The 19,122-nt window shown below is 71.0% G+C and carries 17 protein-coding genes, 1 tRNA gene and 1 riboswitch; of the genes, 13 read left to right on the top strand and 5 right to left on the bottom strand.

Features of this window, described 5'->3' with window-relative positions:
* Positions 1-39: 39 nt before the first annotated feature.
* From ABZ318_RS09550 to ABZ318_RS09510, 9 genes are all read left to right on the top strand, one after another.
* The gene (locus ABZ318_RS09550) at positions 40-1,323 is read left to right on the top strand and encodes a cytochrome P450 (protein ID WP_356901903.1); all 1,284 of its coding nucleotides are present in this window, start codon (positions 40-42) and stop codon (positions 1,321-1,323) included.
* A 175-nt stretch (positions 1,324-1,498) separates the two neighbouring features.
* Complete coding sequence (locus ABZ318_RS09545) at positions 1,499-2,464, top strand: transglycosylase family protein (protein ID WP_356901902.1); 966 nt, start codon at positions 1,499-1,501, stop codon at positions 2,462-2,464.
* A 258-nt stretch (positions 2,465-2,722) separates the two neighbouring features.
* Positions 2,723-2,896: riboswitch (cyclic di-AMP (ydaO/yuaA leader) on the top strand.
* A 3-nt stretch (positions 2,897-2,899) separates the two neighbouring features.
* Positions 2,900-3,625, top strand: coding sequence for a transglycosylase family protein (locus ABZ318_RS09540; protein WP_356901901.1), 726 nt, complete (start codon positions 2,900-2,902; stop codon positions 3,623-3,625).
* Between the two features lie 318 nt (positions 3,626-3,943).
* Positions 3,944-5,230, top strand: a complete 1,287-nt coding sequence (gene eno, locus ABZ318_RS09535; RefSeq protein WP_356901900.1) for a phosphopyruvate hydratase — start codon at positions 3,944-3,946, stop codon at positions 5,228-5,230.
* A 90-nt stretch (positions 5,231-5,320) separates the two neighbouring features.
* Complete coding sequence (locus tag ABZ318_RS09530) at positions 5,321-5,791, top strand: septum formation initiator family protein (RefSeq protein ID WP_356901899.1); 471 nt, start codon at positions 5,321-5,323, stop codon at positions 5,789-5,791.
* Between the two features lie 22 nt (positions 5,792-5,813).
* Positions 5,814-6,353: a DUF501 domain-containing protein gene (locus tag ABZ318_RS09525; protein ID WP_356901898.1), complete on the top strand. Its 540-nt coding sequence runs from the start codon at positions 5,814-5,816 to the stop codon at positions 6,351-6,353.
* Positions 6,350-7,264 carry a Ppx/GppA phosphatase family protein gene (locus ABZ318_RS09520; protein WP_356901897.1) on the top strand — a complete coding sequence of 305 codons (915 nt, stop codon included), beginning with the start codon at positions 6,350-6,352 and terminating at the stop codon, positions 7,262-7,264. The genes ABZ318_RS09525 and ABZ318_RS09520 overlap by 4 nt, the downstream gene beginning before the upstream one ends.
* Before the next feature lie 370 nt (positions 7,265-7,634).
* Complete coding sequence (locus tag ABZ318_RS09515; RefSeq protein ID WP_356901896.1) at positions 7,635-9,020, top strand: NAD(P)/FAD-dependent oxidoreductase; 1,386 nt, start codon at positions 7,635-7,637, stop codon at positions 9,018-9,020.
* A 185-nt stretch (positions 9,021-9,205) separates the two neighbouring features.
* Positions 9,206-10,516 carry a cyclopropane-fatty-acyl-phospholipid synthase family protein gene (locus ABZ318_RS09510; protein ID WP_356901895.1) on the top strand — a complete coding sequence of 437 codons (1,311 nt, stop codon included), beginning with the start codon at positions 9,206-9,208 and terminating at the stop codon, positions 10,514-10,516.
* Positions 10,517-10,575: 59 nt separating this feature from the next.
* Here ABZ318_RS09510 and ABZ318_RS09505 read toward each other — a convergent pair whose 3' ends face one another.
* Together ABZ318_RS09505 and ABZ318_RS09500 are read right to left on the bottom strand one after the other, a co-directional pair.
* Positions 10,576-13,107, bottom strand: a complete 2,532-nt coding sequence (locus ABZ318_RS09505; RefSeq protein WP_356901894.1) for an FtsX-like permease family protein — start codon at positions 13,105-13,107, stop codon at positions 10,576-10,578.
* Between the two features lie 54 nt (positions 13,108-13,161).
* Positions 13,162-13,932, bottom strand: a complete 771-nt coding sequence (locus ABZ318_RS09500; RefSeq protein WP_030690353.1) for an ABC transporter ATP-binding protein — start codon at positions 13,930-13,932, stop codon at positions 13,162-13,164.
* 379 nt (positions 13,933-14,311) lie between these two features.
* Between ABZ318_RS09500 and ABZ318_RS09495 the strand changes: the two genes are divergently transcribed.
* Positions 14,312-14,396 (top strand) — tRNA-Leu (locus ABZ318_RS09495).
* Between the two features lie 8 nt (positions 14,397-14,404).
* Here ABZ318_RS09495 and ABZ318_RS09490 read toward each other — a convergent pair.
* A complete protein-coding gene (locus tag ABZ318_RS09490) occupies positions 14,405-15,022 on the bottom strand; it encodes a hypothetical protein (RefSeq protein ID WP_356901893.1) in 618 nt (205 codons plus the stop codon).
* A 181-nt stretch (positions 15,023-15,203) separates the two neighbouring features.
* Between ABZ318_RS09490 and ABZ318_RS09485 the strand changes: the two genes are divergently transcribed.
* Complete coding sequence (locus ABZ318_RS09485) at positions 15,204-16,106, top strand: Bax inhibitor-1/YccA family protein (protein ID WP_356901892.1); 903 nt, start codon at positions 15,204-15,206, stop codon at positions 16,104-16,106.
* A gap of 65 nt (positions 16,107-16,171) precedes the next feature.
* Here the strand turns inward: ABZ318_RS09485 and ABZ318_RS09480 are convergent, their stop codons facing one another.
* Complete coding sequence (locus ABZ318_RS09480) at positions 16,172-16,732, bottom strand: TetR/AcrR family transcriptional regulator (RefSeq protein ID WP_356901891.1); 561 nt, start codon at positions 16,730-16,732, stop codon at positions 16,172-16,174.
* A 102-nt stretch (positions 16,733-16,834) separates the two neighbouring features.
* Between ABZ318_RS09480 and ABZ318_RS09475 the strand changes: the two genes are divergently transcribed.
* Positions 16,835-17,707: an alpha/beta hydrolase gene (locus ABZ318_RS09475; protein WP_356901890.1), complete on the top strand. Its 873-nt coding sequence runs from the start codon at positions 16,835-16,837 to the stop codon at positions 17,705-17,707.
* 50 nt (positions 17,708-17,757) lie between these two features.
* Positions 17,758-18,078, top strand: coding sequence for a hypothetical protein (locus tag ABZ318_RS09470; RefSeq protein ID WP_356901889.1), 321 nt, complete (start codon positions 17,758-17,760; stop codon positions 18,076-18,078).
* A 25-nt stretch (positions 18,079-18,103) separates the two neighbouring features.
* Here ABZ318_RS09470 and ABZ318_RS09465 read toward each other — a convergent pair whose 3' ends face one another.
* Positions 18,104-18,937 carry a hypothetical protein gene (locus ABZ318_RS09465; protein ID WP_356901888.1) on the bottom strand — a complete coding sequence of 278 codons (834 nt, stop codon included), beginning with the start codon at positions 18,935-18,937 and terminating at the stop codon, positions 18,104-18,106.
* Between the last annotated feature and the right edge of the window lie 185 nt (positions 18,938-19,122).

The raw sequence follows: 19,122 nt of genomic DNA, 5'->3' as shown, positions 1-19,122 counted from the left end.
ACGAAACGTTCCTTCCGGGCGGCCCTGTACGGTCGTGCCGTGAGTACGCCCCCCGGTCCCGCCCCCGCTCCCACGCTCTTCACCTGGGAGTTCGCCAGCGATCCGTACCCCGCCTACGCCTGGCTGCGGGAGCACGCCCCCGTCCACCGGACGACGCTGCCCAGCGGGGTCGAGGCCTGGCTCGTGACCCGGTACGCGGACGCCCGGCAGGCCCTCGCCGACCAGCGGCTCTCCAAGAACCCCGCGCACCACGACGAGTCCCCGCACGCGAAGGGGAAGACCGGCATCCCCGGCGAGCGCAAGGCCGAGCTGATGACGCATCTGCTCAACATCGACCCGCCGGACCACACCCGGCTGCGGCGGCTCGTCTCGAAGGCCTTCACCCCGCGCCGGGTCGCCGAGTTCACCCCGCGCGTGCAGGAGCTGACGGACCGGCTCATCGACTCCTTCGTGGCGCGGGGGAGCGCCGACCTCATCCACGAGTTCGCCTTCCCGCTGCCCATCTACGCGATCTGCGACCTGCTCGGCGTGCCCGAGGAGGACCAGGACGACTTCCGGGACTGGGCCGGGATGATGATCCGGCACGGCGGCGGGCCGCGCGGCGGGGTCGCCCGGTCGGTGAAGAAGATGCGGGGCTACCTCGCCGAGCTGATCCACCGCAAGCGGCTCGACCCGGGGGACGACCTGATCTCCGGGCTCATCAAGGCCTCCGACCACGGCGAGCACCTCACCGAGAACGAGGCCGCCGCCATGGCCTTCATCCTGCTGTTCGCCGGCTTCGAGACGACCGTCAACCTCATCGGCAACGGCGTGTACCAGCTGCTGCGCCACCCCGGGCAGCGCGAGCGGCTCCAGGCCTCGCTCGCCGCCGGGGAGACCGGCCTCCTGGAGACCGGCGTCGAGGAACTGCTGCGGTACGACGGGCCCGTGGAGATGGCCACCTGGCGGTACGCGACGCGGGCGCTGACCATCGGCGGCCAGGAGATCCCGGCGGGCGACCCGGTGCTCGTGGTGCTCGCCGCCGCCGACCGGGACCCGGAGCGGTTCGAGGGGCCGGACACGCTCGACCTCGCCCGGCGCGACAACCAGCACCTCGGCTACGGGCACGGCATCCACTACTGCCTGGGCGCGCCGCTCGCCCGCCTCGAAGGGCAGACGGCGCTCGCGACCCTGCTGACCCGGCTGCCGGACCTGCGACTTGCCGCCGATCCGGCCGAACTGCGGTGGCGCGGTGGGCTCATCATGCGTGGTTTGCGCACGCTTCCGGTGGAGTTCTCCCCTTCCGTACCGGTCCTGGTCACTGAGGGTCCATCAGAAATGTGATCTTCGTGTGATCGTGGCGCCATCGACTTGTGACGGACGTTCGAATGCGGCTACGTTTCCCGGCAGTCTCAGCCGTCACGCGAAAGGCGCTCTTATGCGTTCCGGGAACGGACGACACCGTCGCCCCCGTCAGGCCCCCGCCATCGTCGTCGCCGCGGGCGTGACCGGATCCGCCATGGCACTGCCGTTGCTCGCCACCGGATCCGCCTCCGCCGCCGACGCCGCCACCTGGGACCGGGTCGCCGAGTGCGAGTCCGGTGGCCAGTGGAGCGCCAACTTCGGCAACGGGATGTACGGCGGCCTCCAGTTCACCCAGGACAGCTGGGAGCGCAACGGCGGCCTCGCCTACGCGCCCAGCCCCGACCTGGCCAGCCGCGCCCAGCAGATCGCGGTGGCCGAGAAGGCGCTCGCCAAGGGCAGCACCGAGTGGGCCACCTGCGCGCCGATCGCCGGTCTGACCAACGACGGCAGGGCCACCGGCGTGAACCCCGGCCCGACCGTCGTCCCGACGGCGCCCACCGGCCCCCTTCCCGAGTCCGGCCGCACCGCCGGGACGCCGACGGCCCCCACGGGGACCACCGGGACGACGGACCGGTCCGCCACCTCCGCGACCCCCACGGCGCCGACCACGCCGACCGCTCCGGCGACCTCCGCCACGCCGACCGCGCCGGCCACGTCCACCGCGCCCGCCGCGCCGACGACTCCGGGCACCCCCGACGCGTCCGTTACGCCCGGTACACCGGATTCGTCCGGCACGCCGGAGACTGACGCACCGTCGGCCACGCCCGGCACCGGCAAGCACCGGGGCGAGGCCGCTCCGGAGGAATCCGGCGAGACGGACAGCTCGCCCGAATCGGGTCGACACGCTTCGAGTGCGGACAAGGCGGGAGAAAAGGTCGACGCCACGCCCGCGACTGACGAGGCGAAGGATTCGGGCGCAACGGACAGTCAGGACACTACGGGCGAATACACCGTGCGTCCGGGTGACAGCCTGTCCGGCATTGCGCAGGAGAACGAACTCCCCGGAGGCTGGACCGCCCTCTACGACGCCAACCGGCAGACGGTGGGCACCGATCCGAACCTCATCCTCCCTGGTCAGAGCCTTGACCTGACGGTGGGTTCGACAACGGCAGCCGGTTAGTTCGCGGGCTTATGTCCGGTTCTGGGCAAGTGAGACATGGGTCTCTTCGCCCCAACTGGCGTGTCGCGTCCGCAAACTTTGCTTCCGTCACCTCTCACCTGCGCAAACACCGCCCGCCGGAGGGTGGACAAGGGCGATTTTTCCCCGATGAGCCTCTTTGAACTTCCGGCGGGTCTGTGTCTACGGTCGTCACCGCTCGCCACCGCGGGCCCCGTCGACCGAAACGCCGAATCCTGCCGTCGGCCGATGGGAACAGTCGTCGCGCAAGCGCCGAAGGCAGGAGTGGGGGACCCAAGGTAAGTGCCGGTCCCGGCCGTTGAGACAGACGGCCGACGACCGGCTTGGGGTGAAGCCGCGTGCAAGGACACGCGGCCGGGCAACTTTCCGGCCCGAACCCGACAGCTCACCTCACAGGCGTCGGTGAGGAGAATCCCCATGCTGTTTTCCGCCAAGGGCAAACACCGTCGTCCCTCCAAGGCCACCCAGGTCGCCGCGCTCGTCGGCGTCACCGGCATCGCCGTCGCCGCCCCGCTGATGACCGCGGGCACCGCCTCGGCCGCCACCTCCGCCGAGTGGGACACCGTCGCCCAGTGCGAGTCCGGCGGCAACTGGGCCATCAACACCGGCAACGGCTTCTACGGCGGCCTGCAGTTCACCAACTCCACCTGGGCCGCCTTCGGTGGCACCGCCTACGCCCCGCGCGCCGACCTGGCGTCGAAGTCCCAGCAGATCGCCGTCGCCGAGAAGGTCCTCGCGGGCCAGGGCAAGGGCGCGTGGCCGAGCTGCGGCGTCGGCCTCTCCGGTGCCTCCTACGACGGCGGCGCCGCCGAGAGCGCCCCGCAGCAGAGCGAGCCCCAGCAGGCCGCCCCGCAGCAGGCCGCCCCGAAGCAGCAGGCCGCCCCGAAGCAGCAGGAGCGTCGCGCCGAGCAGCCGACCACCCGCAGCGAGCAGCGCAAGGCCCCCAAGACCGTCACCACCCCGACCGGCGAGAAGGTCAAGAAGGGCGACGGCGAGTACAAGGTCGTCACCGGCGACACCCTCAGCAAGATCGCCCAGGCGCACGGCGTCAAGGGCGGCTGGGCCAAGCTCTTCGAGCTGAACAAGGACGTCGTCGAGAACGCCGACCTCATCTACCCGGGCCAGCAGCTCCACCTGAAGTGAGTCCGGCGGCTCGCGTGAGTCCGGCGGCTCACGCGGCCCCGACGACCCTCCCGCGGTGACCACCCCGGTCCGGCGTGCCCTTCCCCCGTGCGCGCCGGACCGGGGTTCCCCGTTTCCGGGGAACGTGGCGGTTTCAGCGGTTACTGTCCAGTAGATCCGGGGTCCTTCGTCCCGGGATGCGTGCCCTTGGGTCCTTTTTCGTCCCAGCGGGCGGGCGCCCGGCTGGCCGGAGCCCCCGAGCCGGTTAGGCTCTTGTCGCAAGGCCAAGCGACCCTGCACCGACCTTGCGTCACATCCAGCGTCACATCCCAGAAGGAGATGCTCGTGCCGTCCATCGACGTCGTCGTAGCCCGGGAAATCCTGGACTCCCGAGGCAACCCCACGGTCGAGGTCGAGGTCGGCCTCGACGACGGCAGCACCGGCCGTGCTGCCGTTCCGTCCGGTGCCTCCACCGGTGCCTTCGAGGCCATCGAGCTCCGCGACGGTGACCCCAACCGTTACCAGGGCAAGGGTGTCGAGAAGGCCGTCCTCGCCGTCATCGAGCAGATCGGCCCGGAGCTCGTCGGCTACGACGCCACCGAGCAGCGCCTGATCGACCAGGCCATGTTCGACCTGGACGCGACCGAGAACAAGGGCTCGCTCGGCGCCAACGCCATCCTCGGCGTCTCCCTCGCCGTCGCGCACGCCGCCTCCGAGGCCAGCGACCTCCCGCTCTTCCGCTACCTGGGCGGCCCGAACGCGCACCTGCTGCCCGTTCCGATGATGAACATCCTCAACGGCGGTTCGCACGCGGACTCCAACGTGGACATCCAGGAGTTCATGATCGCCCCGATCGGCGCGGAGTCCTTCTCCGAGGCCCTCCGCTGGGGTGCGGAGATCTACCACACCCTCAAGAGCGTCCTGAAGCGCAAGGGCCTCTCCACCGGCCTCGGCGACGAGGGCGGCTTCGCCCCGAACCTGGAGTCGAACCGCGCCGCCCTCGACCTCATCGTCGAGGCCATCAAGGAGGCCGGCTACACCCCGGGCACCGACGTGGCGCTCGCGCTCGACGTCGCCGCCTCCGAGTTCTACAAGGACGGCGCGTACGAGTTCGAGGGCAAGTCCCGCTCGGCCGCCGAGATGACCGAGTACTACGAGGAGCTCGTCTCCGCGTACCCGATGGTCTCCATCGAGGACCCGCTGTTCGAGGACGACTGGGACGGCTGGAAGATCCTCACCGACAAGCTGGGCTCCAAGGTCCAGATCGTCGGCGACGACCTCTTCGTCACCAACCCGGAGCGCCTGGCCCGCGGCATCGAGGAGGGCACCGCGAACGCCCTCCTGGTCAAGGTCAACCAGATCGGCTCGCTGACCGAGACCCTCGACGCCGTCGAGCTCGCCCAGCGCAACGGCTTCAAGTGCATGATGTCCCACCGCTCCGGCGAGACCGAGGACGTCACCATCGCCGACCTCGCCGTCGCCGTGAACTGCGGTCAGATCAAGACCGGCGCCCCGGCCCGCTCGGACCGCGTCGCCAAGTACAACCAGCTGCTGCGCATCGAGGAGATCCTCGACGACGCCGCGGTCTACGCCGGCCGCAGCGCCTTCCCGCGCTTCAAGGGCTGACCTCGCCTGACGCTGTAGTTACGTCCGTCCCCGTACTCGGTCCCGTACCGTGTGCGGGGACGTACGCGTGAACAGGGGAGGCGACACGACATGGCCGCGAAGGACCGGGACCGGTTCTCGACCGCGACCCGGATCAGACTGCTCGGCGAGCAGACCGCCGCCCGTGTCTACCGCTCCCAGACCCGCCGTCAGGCCCGCCGCTCCCGGCTCACCGGCCGCGCGGCCTTCCTCGCCCTCGTGGTCTGCTCCCTCGTCGTGGCGCTCGCCTACCCGATGCGGAGCTACGTCTCCCAGCAGGGCGAGATCGCCGAGCAGGAGCGCAGGGCCGACGAGGCCGCCCGGCGGGTCGAGGAGCTGAAGGACGAGAAGGCCCGCCTCCAGGACCCGGCCTACGTCCGCCGCCTCGCCCGCGAGCACCTGCACTACGTGATGCCCGGCGAGACCGGCTTCACCGTGAACGACCCCGACGCGGAGCGACGGCCCCGCGCCGACCAGGGCGCGGCCGACCGCCCCTGGTACGACAACCTCTGGGACGGCGTCGACCACGCCGACCGCCCGTAACGACCTGACGAGCAAGGCAGACATGGAAACGCCCCCTCCGCAGACCGAACGCACCGAGCCCACCGACACGGACATCGCCGCCTTCGAGCTCCAGCTCGGCCGCCCGCCCCGCGGCCTGCGCGCCATCGCGCACCGCTGCCCGTGCGGCAACCCGGACGTCGTCGAGACCGCGCCCCGGCTCCCCGACGGCACGCCGTTCCCCACCACGTACTACCTGACCTGCCCCCGGGCGGCCTCGGCCATCGGCACCCTGGAGGCCAACGGGGTCATGAAGGAGATGCAGGCCCGGCTCGCCACCGACCCGGAACTCGCCGCCGCCTACCGGGCCGCGCACGAGGACTACATCGCCCGCCGCGACGCCATCGAGGTCCTGGAGGGCTTCCCGAGCGCCGGCGGCATGCCGGACCGGGTCAAGTGCCTGCACGTCCTCGTCGGCCACTCGCTGGCCGCGGGCCCGGGCGTGAACCCGTTCGGCGACGAGGCGCTCGCGATGCTGCCGGAGTGGTGGGCGAAGGGCCCCTGCGTGAACCCCTGCACCGACGAAGGGAAGTCCTCGGAATGACCCGGGTCGCCGGAATCGACTGCGGTACGAACTCCATCCGCCTCCTCGTCGCCGACGTCCACCCGGAGACGGGCGAGCTGATCGAGCTGGACCGGAGGATGACGATCGTCCGGCTCGGCCAGGGCGTCGACAAGACGGGCCGGCTCGCCCCCGAGGCCCTGGAGCGGACCTTCGCGGCCTGCCGCGAGTACGCCGAGGTCATCAAGGAGCGGGGCGCCGAGCGGCTCCGCTTCGTGGCCACCTCCGCCTCCCGCGACGCCGAGAACCGTGCGGACTTCGTGAACGGGGTCGTGGAGATCCTGGGCGTCGAGCCCGAGGTCATCACCGGCGACCAGGAGGCCGAGTTCTCCTTCACCGGCGCCACCGGCGAACTGCACGGGGACGACCGGCGCCTCGTCGTGGACATCGGCGGCGGCTCCACCGAGTTCGTGGTCGGCAACAAGCACGTCGAGGCCGCCCGCTCCGTCGACATCGGCTGCGTCCGGCTCACCGAGCGGCACGTCCGGCACGACCCGCCGACCGCCGAGGAGGTCGCCGCGATCCGCGCCGACGTCCGTACCGCGCTCGACCTGGCAGCCGAGGCCGTGCCGATCGACACGGCGGAGACCCTCGTCGGGCTCGCCGGCTCCGTCACGACGGTCGCCGCGATCGCCCTCGGGCTCCCCGAGTACGACTCCGAGAAGGTCCACCACTCCCGGATCTCCGCCGAGCAGGTCGCCGAGGTGACCGAGCGGCTCCTCGCCTCCACCCACGACGAGCGGGCCGCGATCCCCGTCATCCACCCCGGCCGGGTCGACGTGATCATCGCCGGGGCGCTCGTCCTGAGGGAGATCGTGGAGCGTGTGGGGGCCCGCGAGGTCGTCGTCAGCGAGCACGACATTCTCGATGGGATCGCCCTATCCGTGGCATAGCGGGCGCCTATCGAGCGCCCCGGCGACACCCCGTCGGAAAAGGTTCGTGAAGTTCTTCACAAGGAAAAGGGCCCCGATGGCGCCCGAGGAGGGTCTTTAGGCCCTCCGGGGGGCGCCACGGGGCCCTTTCGCAGGTCTGGAGGCTGATTCGCTCGATGTTTCCATCGTGTGAAGCGGGGCTCCGGTTCAGCGTTAACGGAGGCTCTCCAGGCCAGTTCACGGGGGGTGAACAACGTTCGCCAGTGCACCCCGGTTCCTTTGCAGGATCATGACGTGGATCACGTGGGCCGCGGAGTGTAGCAGAGGTGTCCTCGAAGCTTGTGAAGGGGCGCACGAGCACCCCCCTCAGGAGGGGTGGATACTCGATCCCATGAGCACCACGGAGCGTCCCAGGATCCTCGTAGTAGGCGGCGGGTACGTAGGCCTGTACGCAGCTCGGCGCATCCTCAAGAAGATGCGCTACGCGGAGGCGACCGTCACGGTCGTCGACCCGCGGTCGTACATGACCTACCAGCCCTTCCTCCCCGAAGCCGCCGCCGGCAGCATCTCCCCGCGTCACGTCGTCGTCCCGCTGCGACGCGTCGTGCGCGGAGCGGAGGTGCTCACCGGCCGGGTCACCACCATCGACCAGGACCGCAAGGTCGCCACGATCGCGCCGCTCGTCGGCGAGGCGTACGAGCTGCCGTTCGACTACCTGGTCATCTCGATGGGCGCGGTCTCCCGCACCTTCCCGATCCCCGGTCTTGCCGAGCAGGGCATCGGCATGAAGGGCATCGAGGAGGCCATCGGCCTGCGCAACCACGTCCTCGAGCAGCTCGACAAGGCCGACTCGACCACCGACGAGGAGGTCCGCCGCAAGGCCCTGACCTTCGTCTTCGTCGGCGGTGGCTTCGCCGGCGCCGAGACGATCGGCGAGGTCGAGGACATGGCCCGCGACGCCGCGAAGTACTACCAGAACGTGTCGCGCGAGGACATGCGCTTCATCCTGGTCGACGCGGCCGACAAGATCCTTCCCGAGGTCGGCCCCAAGCTCGGCCAGTACGGCAAGGAGCACCTGGAGTCCCGCGGGATCGAGATCTACCTCGAGACCTCCATGGACTCCTGCGTCGACGGTCACGTCGTGCTGAAGAACGGCCTCGAGGTCGACTCCAGCACGATCGTCTGGACCGCCGGTGTGAAGCCGAACCCGGCGCTCGCCCGCTTCGGTCTGCCGCTCGGCCCCCGCGGCCACGTGGACTGCAACGAGAAGCTCCAGGTCAACGGCATGGACTACGTCTGGGCCGCGGGCGACAACGCCCAGGTCCCGGACATGGCCGCGATCAAGGCCGGCGTCCCGGCCGAGCGCGCCTGGTGCCCGCCGAACGCCCAGCACGCCCTGCGCCAGGCCAAGGTCCTCGGCGACAACGTGGTGGCCGGCATGCGCGGCTTCCCGCAGAAGGAGTACAGCCACGCCAACAAGGGCGCGGTGGCCGGACTCGGTCTGCACAAGGGCGTCGCCATGATCGTCATGGGCAAGGTGAAGATCAAGCTCAAGGGCCGTCTCGCCTGGTACATGCACCGTGGCTACCACGGCATGGCGATGCCGACCTTCAACCGCAAGATCCGCGTCTTCGCCGACTGGACCCTCGGCATGTTCCTCAAGCGCGAGGTCGTGTCGCTCGGCGCCATGGAGACGCCGCGCGAGGAGTTCTACGAGGCGGCCAAGCCCGCCCCGGCGCCGGCCGCCCCGGCGCAGGAGAAGGCCAAGGCCTCGTAAGACCCCCCCGCAACACCCCGAAGTAACACGCAAGGCCGTAAAAGGGCCGTCCGCCATCCGTGGTGCGGACGGCCCTTCGCGTGTTTTGCCGACTCGTTGCGCCGATTCGGGACTGCGACGCCTACCGACGGTGTTCCCTTGGTGACGAACATTTCTGGGGTACGAAGATCACGGAGGTGTGCACCATGGCCGACGCCGCGTCGCGGCTGACGACCCTCGCCGAGGAACTCCTCGGCGGGCCGCTCCCGGTCCGTCTGCGAGCCTGGGACGGCAGCGAGGCCGGGCCCGCCGGTGGCCCCGTCCTGATCGTCCGCGACCGCCGGGCCCTGCGGAGGATGATCTGGAAGCCCGGCGAACTGGGCCTCGCCCGCGCCTGGGTGGCCGGCGAGATCGACGTCGAGGGCGACCTCTACGAGCTCCTGGACAGCATCTCCGGCCTCCTGTGGGAGCGCGGCGAGGAGACCAGGAGCCTGCTGGACTCCGTACGCGACCCCAAGCTGCGCGCCGCCGCCCGCGCCCTGCTGCGGATCGCCGGCCCCTTCCCGCCGCCGAAGCCCCCGGCCGAGGAGATCCGCGGCCGCAGCGGCAGCCGGCACAGCAAGCGCCGCGACAAGCAGGCGATCAGTCACCACTACGACGTGGGCAACGACTTCTACGAGCTGGTCCTCGGCCCCTCGATGGTCTACTCGTGCGCATACTGGCCCGATGCGGACGCTGACGGCACCCTCGAGGACGCCCAGCGGGACAAGCTGGACCTCATCGCCCGCAAGCTGAACCTCAAGGAGGGCGACCGGCTCCTCGACGTGGGCTGCGGCTGGGGCTCCATGGCCGTCCACGCCGCCCGCGAGTACGGCGCCAGGGTCGTCGGCGTCACCCTCTCCCGCGAGCAGGCCACCTACGCCCGCAAGCGGATCGCCGAAGAGGGCCTCACCGACCTGATCGAGATCCGCGTCCAGGACTACCGGGACGTCGCCGACGGCCCGTACGACGCGATCTCCTCGATCGGCATGGCCGAGCACGTCGGTGCCGTGCGGTACCGGGAGTACGCCGACACCCTGTACGGCCTCCTCAAGCCCGGCGGGCGGCTCCTGAACCACCAGATCTCCCGGCGCCCCGAGCCCGACGAGGAGGCCTACGAGGTCGACCCCTTCATCGACGCGTACGTCTTCCCCGACGGCGAACTCGCCCCCATGGGCCGCACCCTGACGACCCTGGAGGACGCCGGCTTCGAGGTCCGGGACGTGGAGGCGATCCGCGAGCACTACGCGCTGACCCTGCGCCGCTGGGTGGCCAACCTGGAGGCGGACTGGGACCGGGCGGTCCGGCTCGTCTCGCCGGGCCGGGCCCGGATCTGGCGGCTCTACATGGCGGCCTCGGCGGTCTCCTTCGAGCGCAACCGGATCGGCGTGAACCAGTTCCTCGCCGTGAAGACCCCGGTGTCGGGCGCGAGCGGCACGGCGCTGCGGCCGCGCGTCTGGAACGAGAAGACCGGCTGACGGCACGGCGAAGGGCCCGGTTCCCAGGGGAACCGGGCCCTTCGCGCGTGTACGGGCGGCTACTCGGCCTTGATCGCGGTGAGCATGTTCAGCTTCGCCGCGCTGCGGGCCGGCCACAGGGAGGCGAGGACGCCGACCAGGGCCGCCAGGACCAGGAAGAGGCCGATCCGGTCCCAGGGCAGGACCAGGGCGTAGCCCGGCAGGCTGTTCTTGAAGGTCTCGCCGATCGCCCAGCCGAGGAACGAACCGAGGCCGATGCCGACGACCGCGCCGAACACCGCGATGACGACGGCCTCCAGACGGACCATCCGCTTCACCCGGCGCCGGTCGAGACCGATCGCGCGGATCATGCCGATCTCCTGCTGACGCTCGAAGACGGACATCGCGAGGGTGTTGACGACGCCGAGGACGGCGATGATCAGGGCCATGCCGAGCAGGCCGTACATGATGTTGAGCATGATGTTGATCGGGCCGCCGAAGGAGTCGCGGATGTCCTTGTGGTCCATGACGGTGATGGCCGGGTTGTCGCCCATGGCCTTCGACAGGGCCCGCTCGTTCGCCGCGCTCGCGCCGCCCTCCGTCGAGACGAAGATCTCGCGGATCTCCGCCTGCTGCTCGTGCCGGTCGATCAGCTTGTGGTCGATGAGGACCGGCGAGAGGAAGTCGCTGTCCTCGTAGACGGCGCCGACGGTCAGCTTGCCCTTCTGCTTGTCGAGGTACTCGACGGGGACGGTGTCGCCGACCTTCAGGCCGCGCTTCGCGGCGGTCTTCTCCGCGACGGCGATCTGGCCCTTGCCCAGGGAGGACAGCGAGCCGTTCACGACGGTGAGCTTGAGGACCTTCTCGACGGCGCCGGGGGTGACGCCGGAGGCCGAGACGTAGTCGCCCTTGATCTCCAGGGCGCCCGCCTGCTGCGGGGAGACCGCGGTGACGCCCGGGGCCTTCTCCAGGGCGGCCAGCGCCTCCTTGCTCAGGCTGTTGCCGCTGGCCATGCTGACCATGTAGTCGGCCTTGATCTGGTCGGTCGTCACCTTGTCCAGGGCCGCGCCGACCGTGGCGCCGAGGACCGAGAGGCCGGTGACGAGGGTCAGGCCGATGGCGAGCGCGGAGGCGGTGGCGCCGGTGCGGCGCGGGTTGCGGACCGCGTTCAGTCCGGCGAGCTTGCCGGAGACGCCGAAGGCGCCGACGAGGAGCGGGCGGATCAGGGCGATCACGGGCCGCACCAGGAACGGGATCAGGACGATGACGCCGATGAGGGTGAGGAACGCGCCGCCCGCGATGAACATGCGGCCGTCGTCGCCGCCCTGGTTGGCGCCGAGGACGATCAGGACGACGCCGAGGGCGGTGAGCGCGGCGCCGATGGAGTTCCGCACGACGAGCGACTTGGTGCTCGCGGTGGCGTGGACGCTGCTCATCGCGGCGACCGGCGGGATCTTCGCGGCACGGCGGCCGGGCAGCCAGGCGGCGAGCATGGTGATGAGGACGCCGACGGCGAGGGCGGCGACGGCCGGGGTGGCGCCGAGGACCAGGTCGCCGTCCGGGACCTTCATCTCGAAGGCGCTCATGGCCGAGCGGAGTCCGACCGCGAGGCCGATGCCGAGGACGTAGCCGACGGCGGAGGCGACCAGACCGACCAGGCCGGCCTCGGCGAGGACGGAGCGGGTGATCTGCCTGCGCGAGGCGCCGACCGCGCGCATCAGGGCGAGTTCCTTGGTGCGCTGGGCGACCAGCATGGTGAAGGTGTTGGAGATCAGGAAGATCCCGACGAAGAGCGCGATGCCGGCGAAGCCGAGCAGGACCTGGTTGAGGGTGCCCATGCCGGCCTCGATGTCCTTGGCCTGCTGGTCGGCGAGGACCGTGCCGGTCTGCGCGGTGGCCGACTTCGGGACGACCTTGAGGACCTCGTCGACGAGCTTGTCCGCGTCGGTGCCGGGGGTGGCGGTGACGGTGAGGTTCTGGAAGTACCCGGGCTTCAGGTAGAGCTTCTGCGCGACGGCGGTGTCGAAGACGACCAGGCTGCCGCCCGCGTTGACGGCGCCGTCCTCGGTGGTGAAGACGCCGGAGAGGGTGTACTCCTTCACCGGGCCGTTGGTGGCGACGCGGACGGTGTCGCCGACCTTGTAGCCGCCCTTCTCGGCGGTGTCGCGGTCGAGCGCGATCTGCGTGTCCTCCACCGGGCCGGAGCCGGTGGTGAAGGTGTACGCGCGGTCCTTGCCGTCCTTGCCGGGGGTGAAGTTGGCGCCCTTGTTGGCCCAGCCGAGGCCGATCAGCTTGCCGTTCCTGTCGGGCACGCCGGCGAAACCGTCGACGCGCGGGGCGACGGAGGCGACCCCGTCGAGCCCCGCGACCTCGTCGACGACCTTCTGGGAGAGGCCGGGGGTCTTCCGGGCCTCCTCGGGGTTCGGGTACATCTCGACGGCGACGGCCACGTCGTCGTAGCTCTTCGCCGACTGGTTGCGGAAGGCCTGGGAGAGGGTGTCGGTGAAGACGAGGGTGCCGGAGACGAAGGCCACGCCGAGCATCACGGCGAGGACGGTCATCAGCAGTCTCGCCTTGTGCGCGAGGACGTTGCGCAGGGCGGTACGGAACATGGGTGGGTCCTGGAGTTCGAGGGGGCGACGGGGCGGGGGCGGCTCGGGGCCGCGTCAGCTCGTACGGCCCTTGGCGTCGAAGGCCTTCATGCGGTCGAGGACGCCGTCCGCCGTCGGGCGCAGCATCTCGTCGACGATCCGGCCGTCCGCGAGGAAGATCACGCGGTCCGCGTAGGAGGCGGCCACCGCGTCGTGGGTGACCATGACGACGGTCTGGCCCAGCTCCCGCACCGAGTTGCGCAGGAAGCCGAGGACCTCGGCGCCCGAGCGGGAGTCCAGGTTTCCGGTGGGCTCGTCGCCGAAGATGATCTCGGGGCGGGAGGCGAGGGCGCGGGCCACGGCCACGCGCTGCTGCTGGCCGCCGGAGAGCTCGGTGGGGCGGTGCTTGAGGCGGCCGGAGAGGCCGAGCATGTCGATGACCTGCTGGACCCACTGCTGGTCGGCCTTGCGGCCCGCGATGTCCATCGGCAGCGTGATGTTCTCCAGGGCCGTCAGCGTCGGCAGCAGGTTGAAGGCCTGGAAGATGAAGCCGATCTTGTCCCGGCGCAACTGGGTGAGCTGCTTGTCCTTCAGGGTGGAGAGCTCCGTCTCGCCGATCCGGACCGAGCCGGAGGAGAAGGAGTCCAGGCCCGCGACGCAGTGCATGAGCGTCGACTTGCCGGAGCCGGAGGGGCCCATGATCGCGGTGAACTCGCCCTGCCGGAAGTCCACGGTGACGTGGTCGAGCGCGACGACCTGGGTCTCGCCGTGTCCGTAGACCTTCGTGAGATCCGTGGCGCGGGCGGCCACCGCGGTGGCGCGGGACACGGTGGGGGTGGTGGTCACGGGAGGACTCCTGTCACTGCGACGGCGATGCGGGAACCCCTCCATCGTGTCGAGCGTTCCGGTCCGGGTCGTCCGCCCACATGCCCGTTCCGGGGGCAGTCTCGAGTCTGACCGGAGGGCCGCTCCGTCCTCCTGAGGTATGACGGCGCCCCTGAGGGACGCTCTCGTACCGACGTGACAGAAGTGCGACGACTTTTCGTCATTCCAGGGGGTGCGGCTTTGCGCCTGCGACCCCCGTCACAGTTTGGCGAAAGGGCCCCCACCTGCACTGACGCACCCTCAGACGTCAATAAAATAAGACAACATCGGGCTGACGTTCCGCTGATCGAGCGAAGGCGTCCCGATAGTCTCATGTGCCGACGCGGAGCTTCGCGGCGACGCCCGGATGGTGGAACGCAGACACGGCGAGCTTAAACCTCGCTGGCCTTCGGGCCGTACCGGTTCGAGTCCGGTTCCGGGCACCACGGTGTCATCACGACGGCAGGCGGTCCAGCAGCCAGGAGCCGTACTCCTCGGAGAGGAGCGGGCCGTCGGAGGCCGCAGTTCCGCCGGTGAACACGTCGTCGGCGGCCCCGTCGTCCAGGCCGTCGGCCACGCCCTCGGCGACGAGCCGCAGGAAGCGCGGGATCCGGGGCCGTCCGCCCATGCGGCTCAGCTCGGCCTCGTCCTCCAGCTCCGGGTCGGCGCCGTCGTGGGAGAAGAGGACCCCCGTCCCGTGGTCGATCCTCTGGTACTCCATGCCCGCGAGGGCGTAGCGCGCGGCGAGGGCACCCCGCCCGGTGCCGCCGACGGTCAGCGGGGCGTCGCCCAGGCGCTCCGCGATCGCGCGCGTCACCGTGTTCTGCACGATCCCGCCGTCGCCGGTCATGGAGCCGTCGGCGGGCAGGCCGAGCAGGATCAGGTCGTGGCCGCGCGCCTTCAGCTCCGAGAGGAGCGAGTACGAGGCGTGGTCCGCGCGCGCGGCGAGGTCGGCGAGCCCGGTGCCGGCGTCACCGGCCAGGACCACGGGCCTGGCGAGGTGCCCGTTCGCGGTGAAGACCCACGCGGTCGCGTGGCGCAGGGTCCAGGTCTCGTGGGGCTCGGCGATCAAGGGGGCTCTCCCGGGGTAGGGGTGTTCCGTAGGGAAGAGCCTGGCCGGGCGGGGAGGCCCGCTGTCGGTGAAGAACGAAAACTTACGGGAAAAGATCCTCCCCGAGCACTAGGGTCTTTCTTTTGCCTACGCATTACCCTTGACGCAAGGCCGCGCCGTGCGGTCGCCATGGAGGAGTGAGATGAGGAGCAGCAACCCGGTCTTCTCGCGACGGGGGTTCAGCCGCGACGCCGGCTACGCGGGCTTCAACGCGCAGCAGCCGCAGGCCGGGGGCCCCGCCGTCGGAACCGACCCGTACGCCCAGGGCAACCCGTACGCCCAGGGCACGGCGAACCCGTACGCGACCAACCCGTACGCCCCGCAGGACACCCAGCTCGGCGCCCCGCAGCAGGCCCGCGGCAACGTGATGACGATCGACGACGTCGTGAGCCGTACGGCCATGACGCTCGGCACGGTCGTGGTCACCGCCGTCCTGTCCTGGCTGCTGCTGCCGGTCGACCCGGCGAACCTCGGCAAGTCCTACGGCATCGCCGTCGGCGCCGGTCTGGTCGCGCTGGTCCTGTCGCTGGTGCAGTCCTTCAAGCGCAAGCCGTCGCCCGCGCTGATCCTGGGCTACGCCGCCTTCGAGGGCGTCTTCCTCGGGGTGATCTCCGCCGCCGTCTCGACGTACATCGCCGACGGCGTGGTCATCCAGGCGGTCCTGGGCACGATGTCGGTCTTCGCCGGCGTGCTCCTCGCCTACAAGATGGGCTGGATCCGCGTCACCCGCCGCTTCTACGGCTTCGTGATGGCCGCCGCGATGGGCTTCGTGCTGCTCATGGCGGTCAACCTGCTGTTCTCGGTCTTCGGCGGCGGTGACGGCCTCGGCTTCCGCAGCGGCGGCCTCGGCATCGTCTTCGGCATCGTCGGCATCATCCTCGGCGCCTGCTTCCTCGCCCTCGACTTCAAGCAGGTCGAGGACGGCGTGACCTACGGCGCGCCGCGCGAGGAGGCCTGGCTGGCCGCCTTCGGTCTCACCATGACCCTGGTGTGGATCTACCTGGAGATGCTGCGTCTGCTGTCGATCCTTCAGGGCGACGACTGACGCACCCCCCGACTCGGGGGGGAAGGGCCCGTCCGGCTTCGCGCCGGGCGGGCCCTTCCGCGTTCTCAGGGGCGGGTCGCGTCGAGGAGGACGCGGGCCGCGGCCTTCGCCTGGGCGGCCGGCTCCGGGGAGCCGGTGATGCCCGCGACGGCCATGGCGCCGTTGGCGAGCAGGGCCAGCTGGTCGGCGAGGAGGGGCGGGGCGCCGAGGGCGTCCGTCTGCTCGGCGAAGTACGCCCGCAGGGCCTCCTTGTGGTCGCGGGCGATCGCGGCGACCGCCGGGGTGACCCCGCCGAGCTCCCCGAAGGCGTTGATGAACGCGCAGCCGCGGAACCCGGGCTCCGCGAACCAGCCGGCCAGCCAGTCGAAGACCGCGAGCGCCCGCTCGTGGGGCCCCTCCGCGGTCCGCGCGCCGTGCTCGGCGAGCGCTGTCCGCACGGCCTCGTCGCGGCGCCGCAGGACGGCCTCGACGAGCAGGTCCTTGGACGGGAAGACCTGGTAGAGCCGCTTCAGCGAGACCCCCGAGGCGGAGCGGAGGGCGTCCATGCCGACGGCCTGCACCCCCCGCTCGTCGAAGAGCCGCTCCGCGGTGTCGAGCAGCTTCAGTTCGGCCGTCTCCGCGTCCATCGTCCGATCACCCCTTGCGTGGAGAACCATCGTTCTCGTAGTCTACAGGGCATCGGGAGAACGACCGTTCTCCCGATCGGGAACGACCACGGGGAGACACCCATGTCCGCCTTCGCCCTGCGCGCCCGCACCACCGTCGTCGACGGGCTCGACGTCTTCTACCGGGAGGCCGGAGACCCGGCGAACCCCACCCTGGTCCTGCTGCACGGCTTCCCGTCCAGCTCGCACATGTACCGGGGGCTCATCGCCGACCTCGCCGACGAGTACCACCTGATCGCCCCGGACCACATCGGCTTCGGCGCCTCCGCCGCACCGGCCGTCGAGGACTTCCCGTACAGCTTCGAGAAGCTCACCGAGATCACCCTCCGGCTCCTCGACCAGCTGGGCGCGGAGAGGTTCGCGCTCTACATCCAGGACTACGGCGCGCCGATCGGCCTGCGGATCGCCTCCCGGCACCCCGAGCGCGTCACCGCGATCGTCAGCCAGAGCGGCAACGCCTACACGGAGGGGTTCACACCCTTCTGGGACGTGCTCTTCGCCCATGCCCGGGACCGGGCGGCGCACGAGGCCGGCGTACGGGAGCTGCTGACCGCCGAGGCCACCCGCTGGCAGTACACCCACGGCGTGCCCGCCGACCGGCTCGACCGGATCTCCCCCGAGACCTGGACCCTGGACCAGGCCGGTCTCGACCGGCCCGGCAACAAGGAGATCCAGCTCCAGCTCTTCTGGGACTACCAGTTCAACCTGGACGGCTACCCGGTCTTCCAGGAGTACTTCCGCACCCACCGGCCGCCGCTGCTCGCGGCCTGGGGGCGCGGCGACGAGATCTTCGGGCCGGCCGGGGCGGAGGCCTTCGCCCGGGACCTGCCCGATGCCGAGATCCACCTCCTGGACGCCGGGCACTTCGCCCTGGAGACGCACGGCGAGGAGATCGCCGGGCTCGTCCGCGACTTCCTCGGCCGGCACGTGAAGTGACCCGTTGGCAGGGGGCCCGGGCGGGCGCGTAGGGTCGCGGGGTGCACGATATGAGTGAACTGACCGCCGCCGTCGAGCGGTTCGCCGACCGGCTGCGGTCCGCCCCGCAGAGCCGCCTCCGGCAGTCCGCGGCGGCCGAAGGGCTGTCCCTCGCCCGCGAGTTGGCGGTGCGCGCCCAGCGCGCCGAGGAACCCGGCCGGGAGCCGAGGATCATGCCGGACGCGGGCCTGTTCGCGGTGGGCGACCAACTCGCCGTCGCCGGGAACGATCTGGCCGAGGTACTGCGAACGGCCCCGGCCGGCTCCCGCGAGGGAGAGCTGGACGAGGCCGTGAGGCTGGTACGGGAGGCGATGGAGCGCGCGGGGCTGTAGGGCCCCCGTGGGGCGGCTGTGGGCCCTACAGGGAGGCGATCACGCGGTCCGCGAGGATGTAGACGTTCTCCTCGTCCGTGTCGCCGTACGAGAAGGTCAGGGCGAAGGCGCCCGAGACGCCCGAGCCGCCGAGCAGGACCGGGGTGCGGCCCGCGCGCAGGGCCTCGGCGAGGCGCTCCGCGGTCTCGCGGTGGCCGGGGGTCATGCAGAGCGTGGTGCCGTCCGCGAAGACGTACACGTCGAGGGTGCCGAGCGGGCCCGGGCGGACGTCGGTGAGCGCGGTGCGGGTGTCCGCGAGCTCCTCCAGGCGGGCCACCGTCCGCTCGTGGTCGGTCACCACGGGCGTCTGCACCGGCACGAAGTCCGGGTGCGAGGGGTGCCGGCGGCGGGCCGCGGCCAGCTCCGCCGAGTCCTCGGGGTACTCGTCGAAGGAGTCCAGCGCCTCGGGGCCGTCCAGCGAGGCGGCCTCCGCCTCCATGGCCTCCAGGGCCATCGCCTCCAGACCCACGAAGTCGGTCTGGCGCGGCACGAAGAAGGTGCCGTCGTCGGCCGGGCCGCCCAGACCGCCGAGCAGGGACGGGGCGTCGGCCGCGTCCCGGGCCTCCTGCGCGGCCCAGAAGGCGCGCGCCTCCGCGAGCTCGCGCTCGCGCTCCTCGGCCAGCGCCTCGGCGACCGCGGCCCGTATCTCGGCGGCGGGCGAGGTGCGGGCGGCCGGGATCGTCCCGCCGTGACCGGCGGCCAGCTCGCCCCGGAGGGCGGTGACCTCCTTGCGGAGACCGTGGACGGCGTGCAGGGCAGCAGCGCCCACGGCCGTGGCAGCGGCCGTGGTCAGCAGCAGGGCAAGAGACATGGCGCTCACTGACGTACTCCCGATTCCGAGACGATCCCCCGACTTCCTACATCAGCTTGTCCCGGGGTGGTGCCCGCTGTCAGTGCATTACGTCACGAATTGGACAGGTATTTCTGCCAGGTGTTTAGTCCCGGAACAGCTCTGACCTGGGAAAACGAACTCCCCCGGGATGTAGGTCACATCCTGGGGGAGAT

The organism is Streptomyces sp. NPDC006197, assembly GCF_040613865.1.
Taxonomy (GTDB): Bacteria; Actinomycetota; Actinomycetes; order Streptomycetales; family Streptomycetaceae; genus Streptomyces.
Note: the sequence above shows the minus strand (reverse complement) of the source record. Positions and strands in the feature narration are given on the sequence as shown.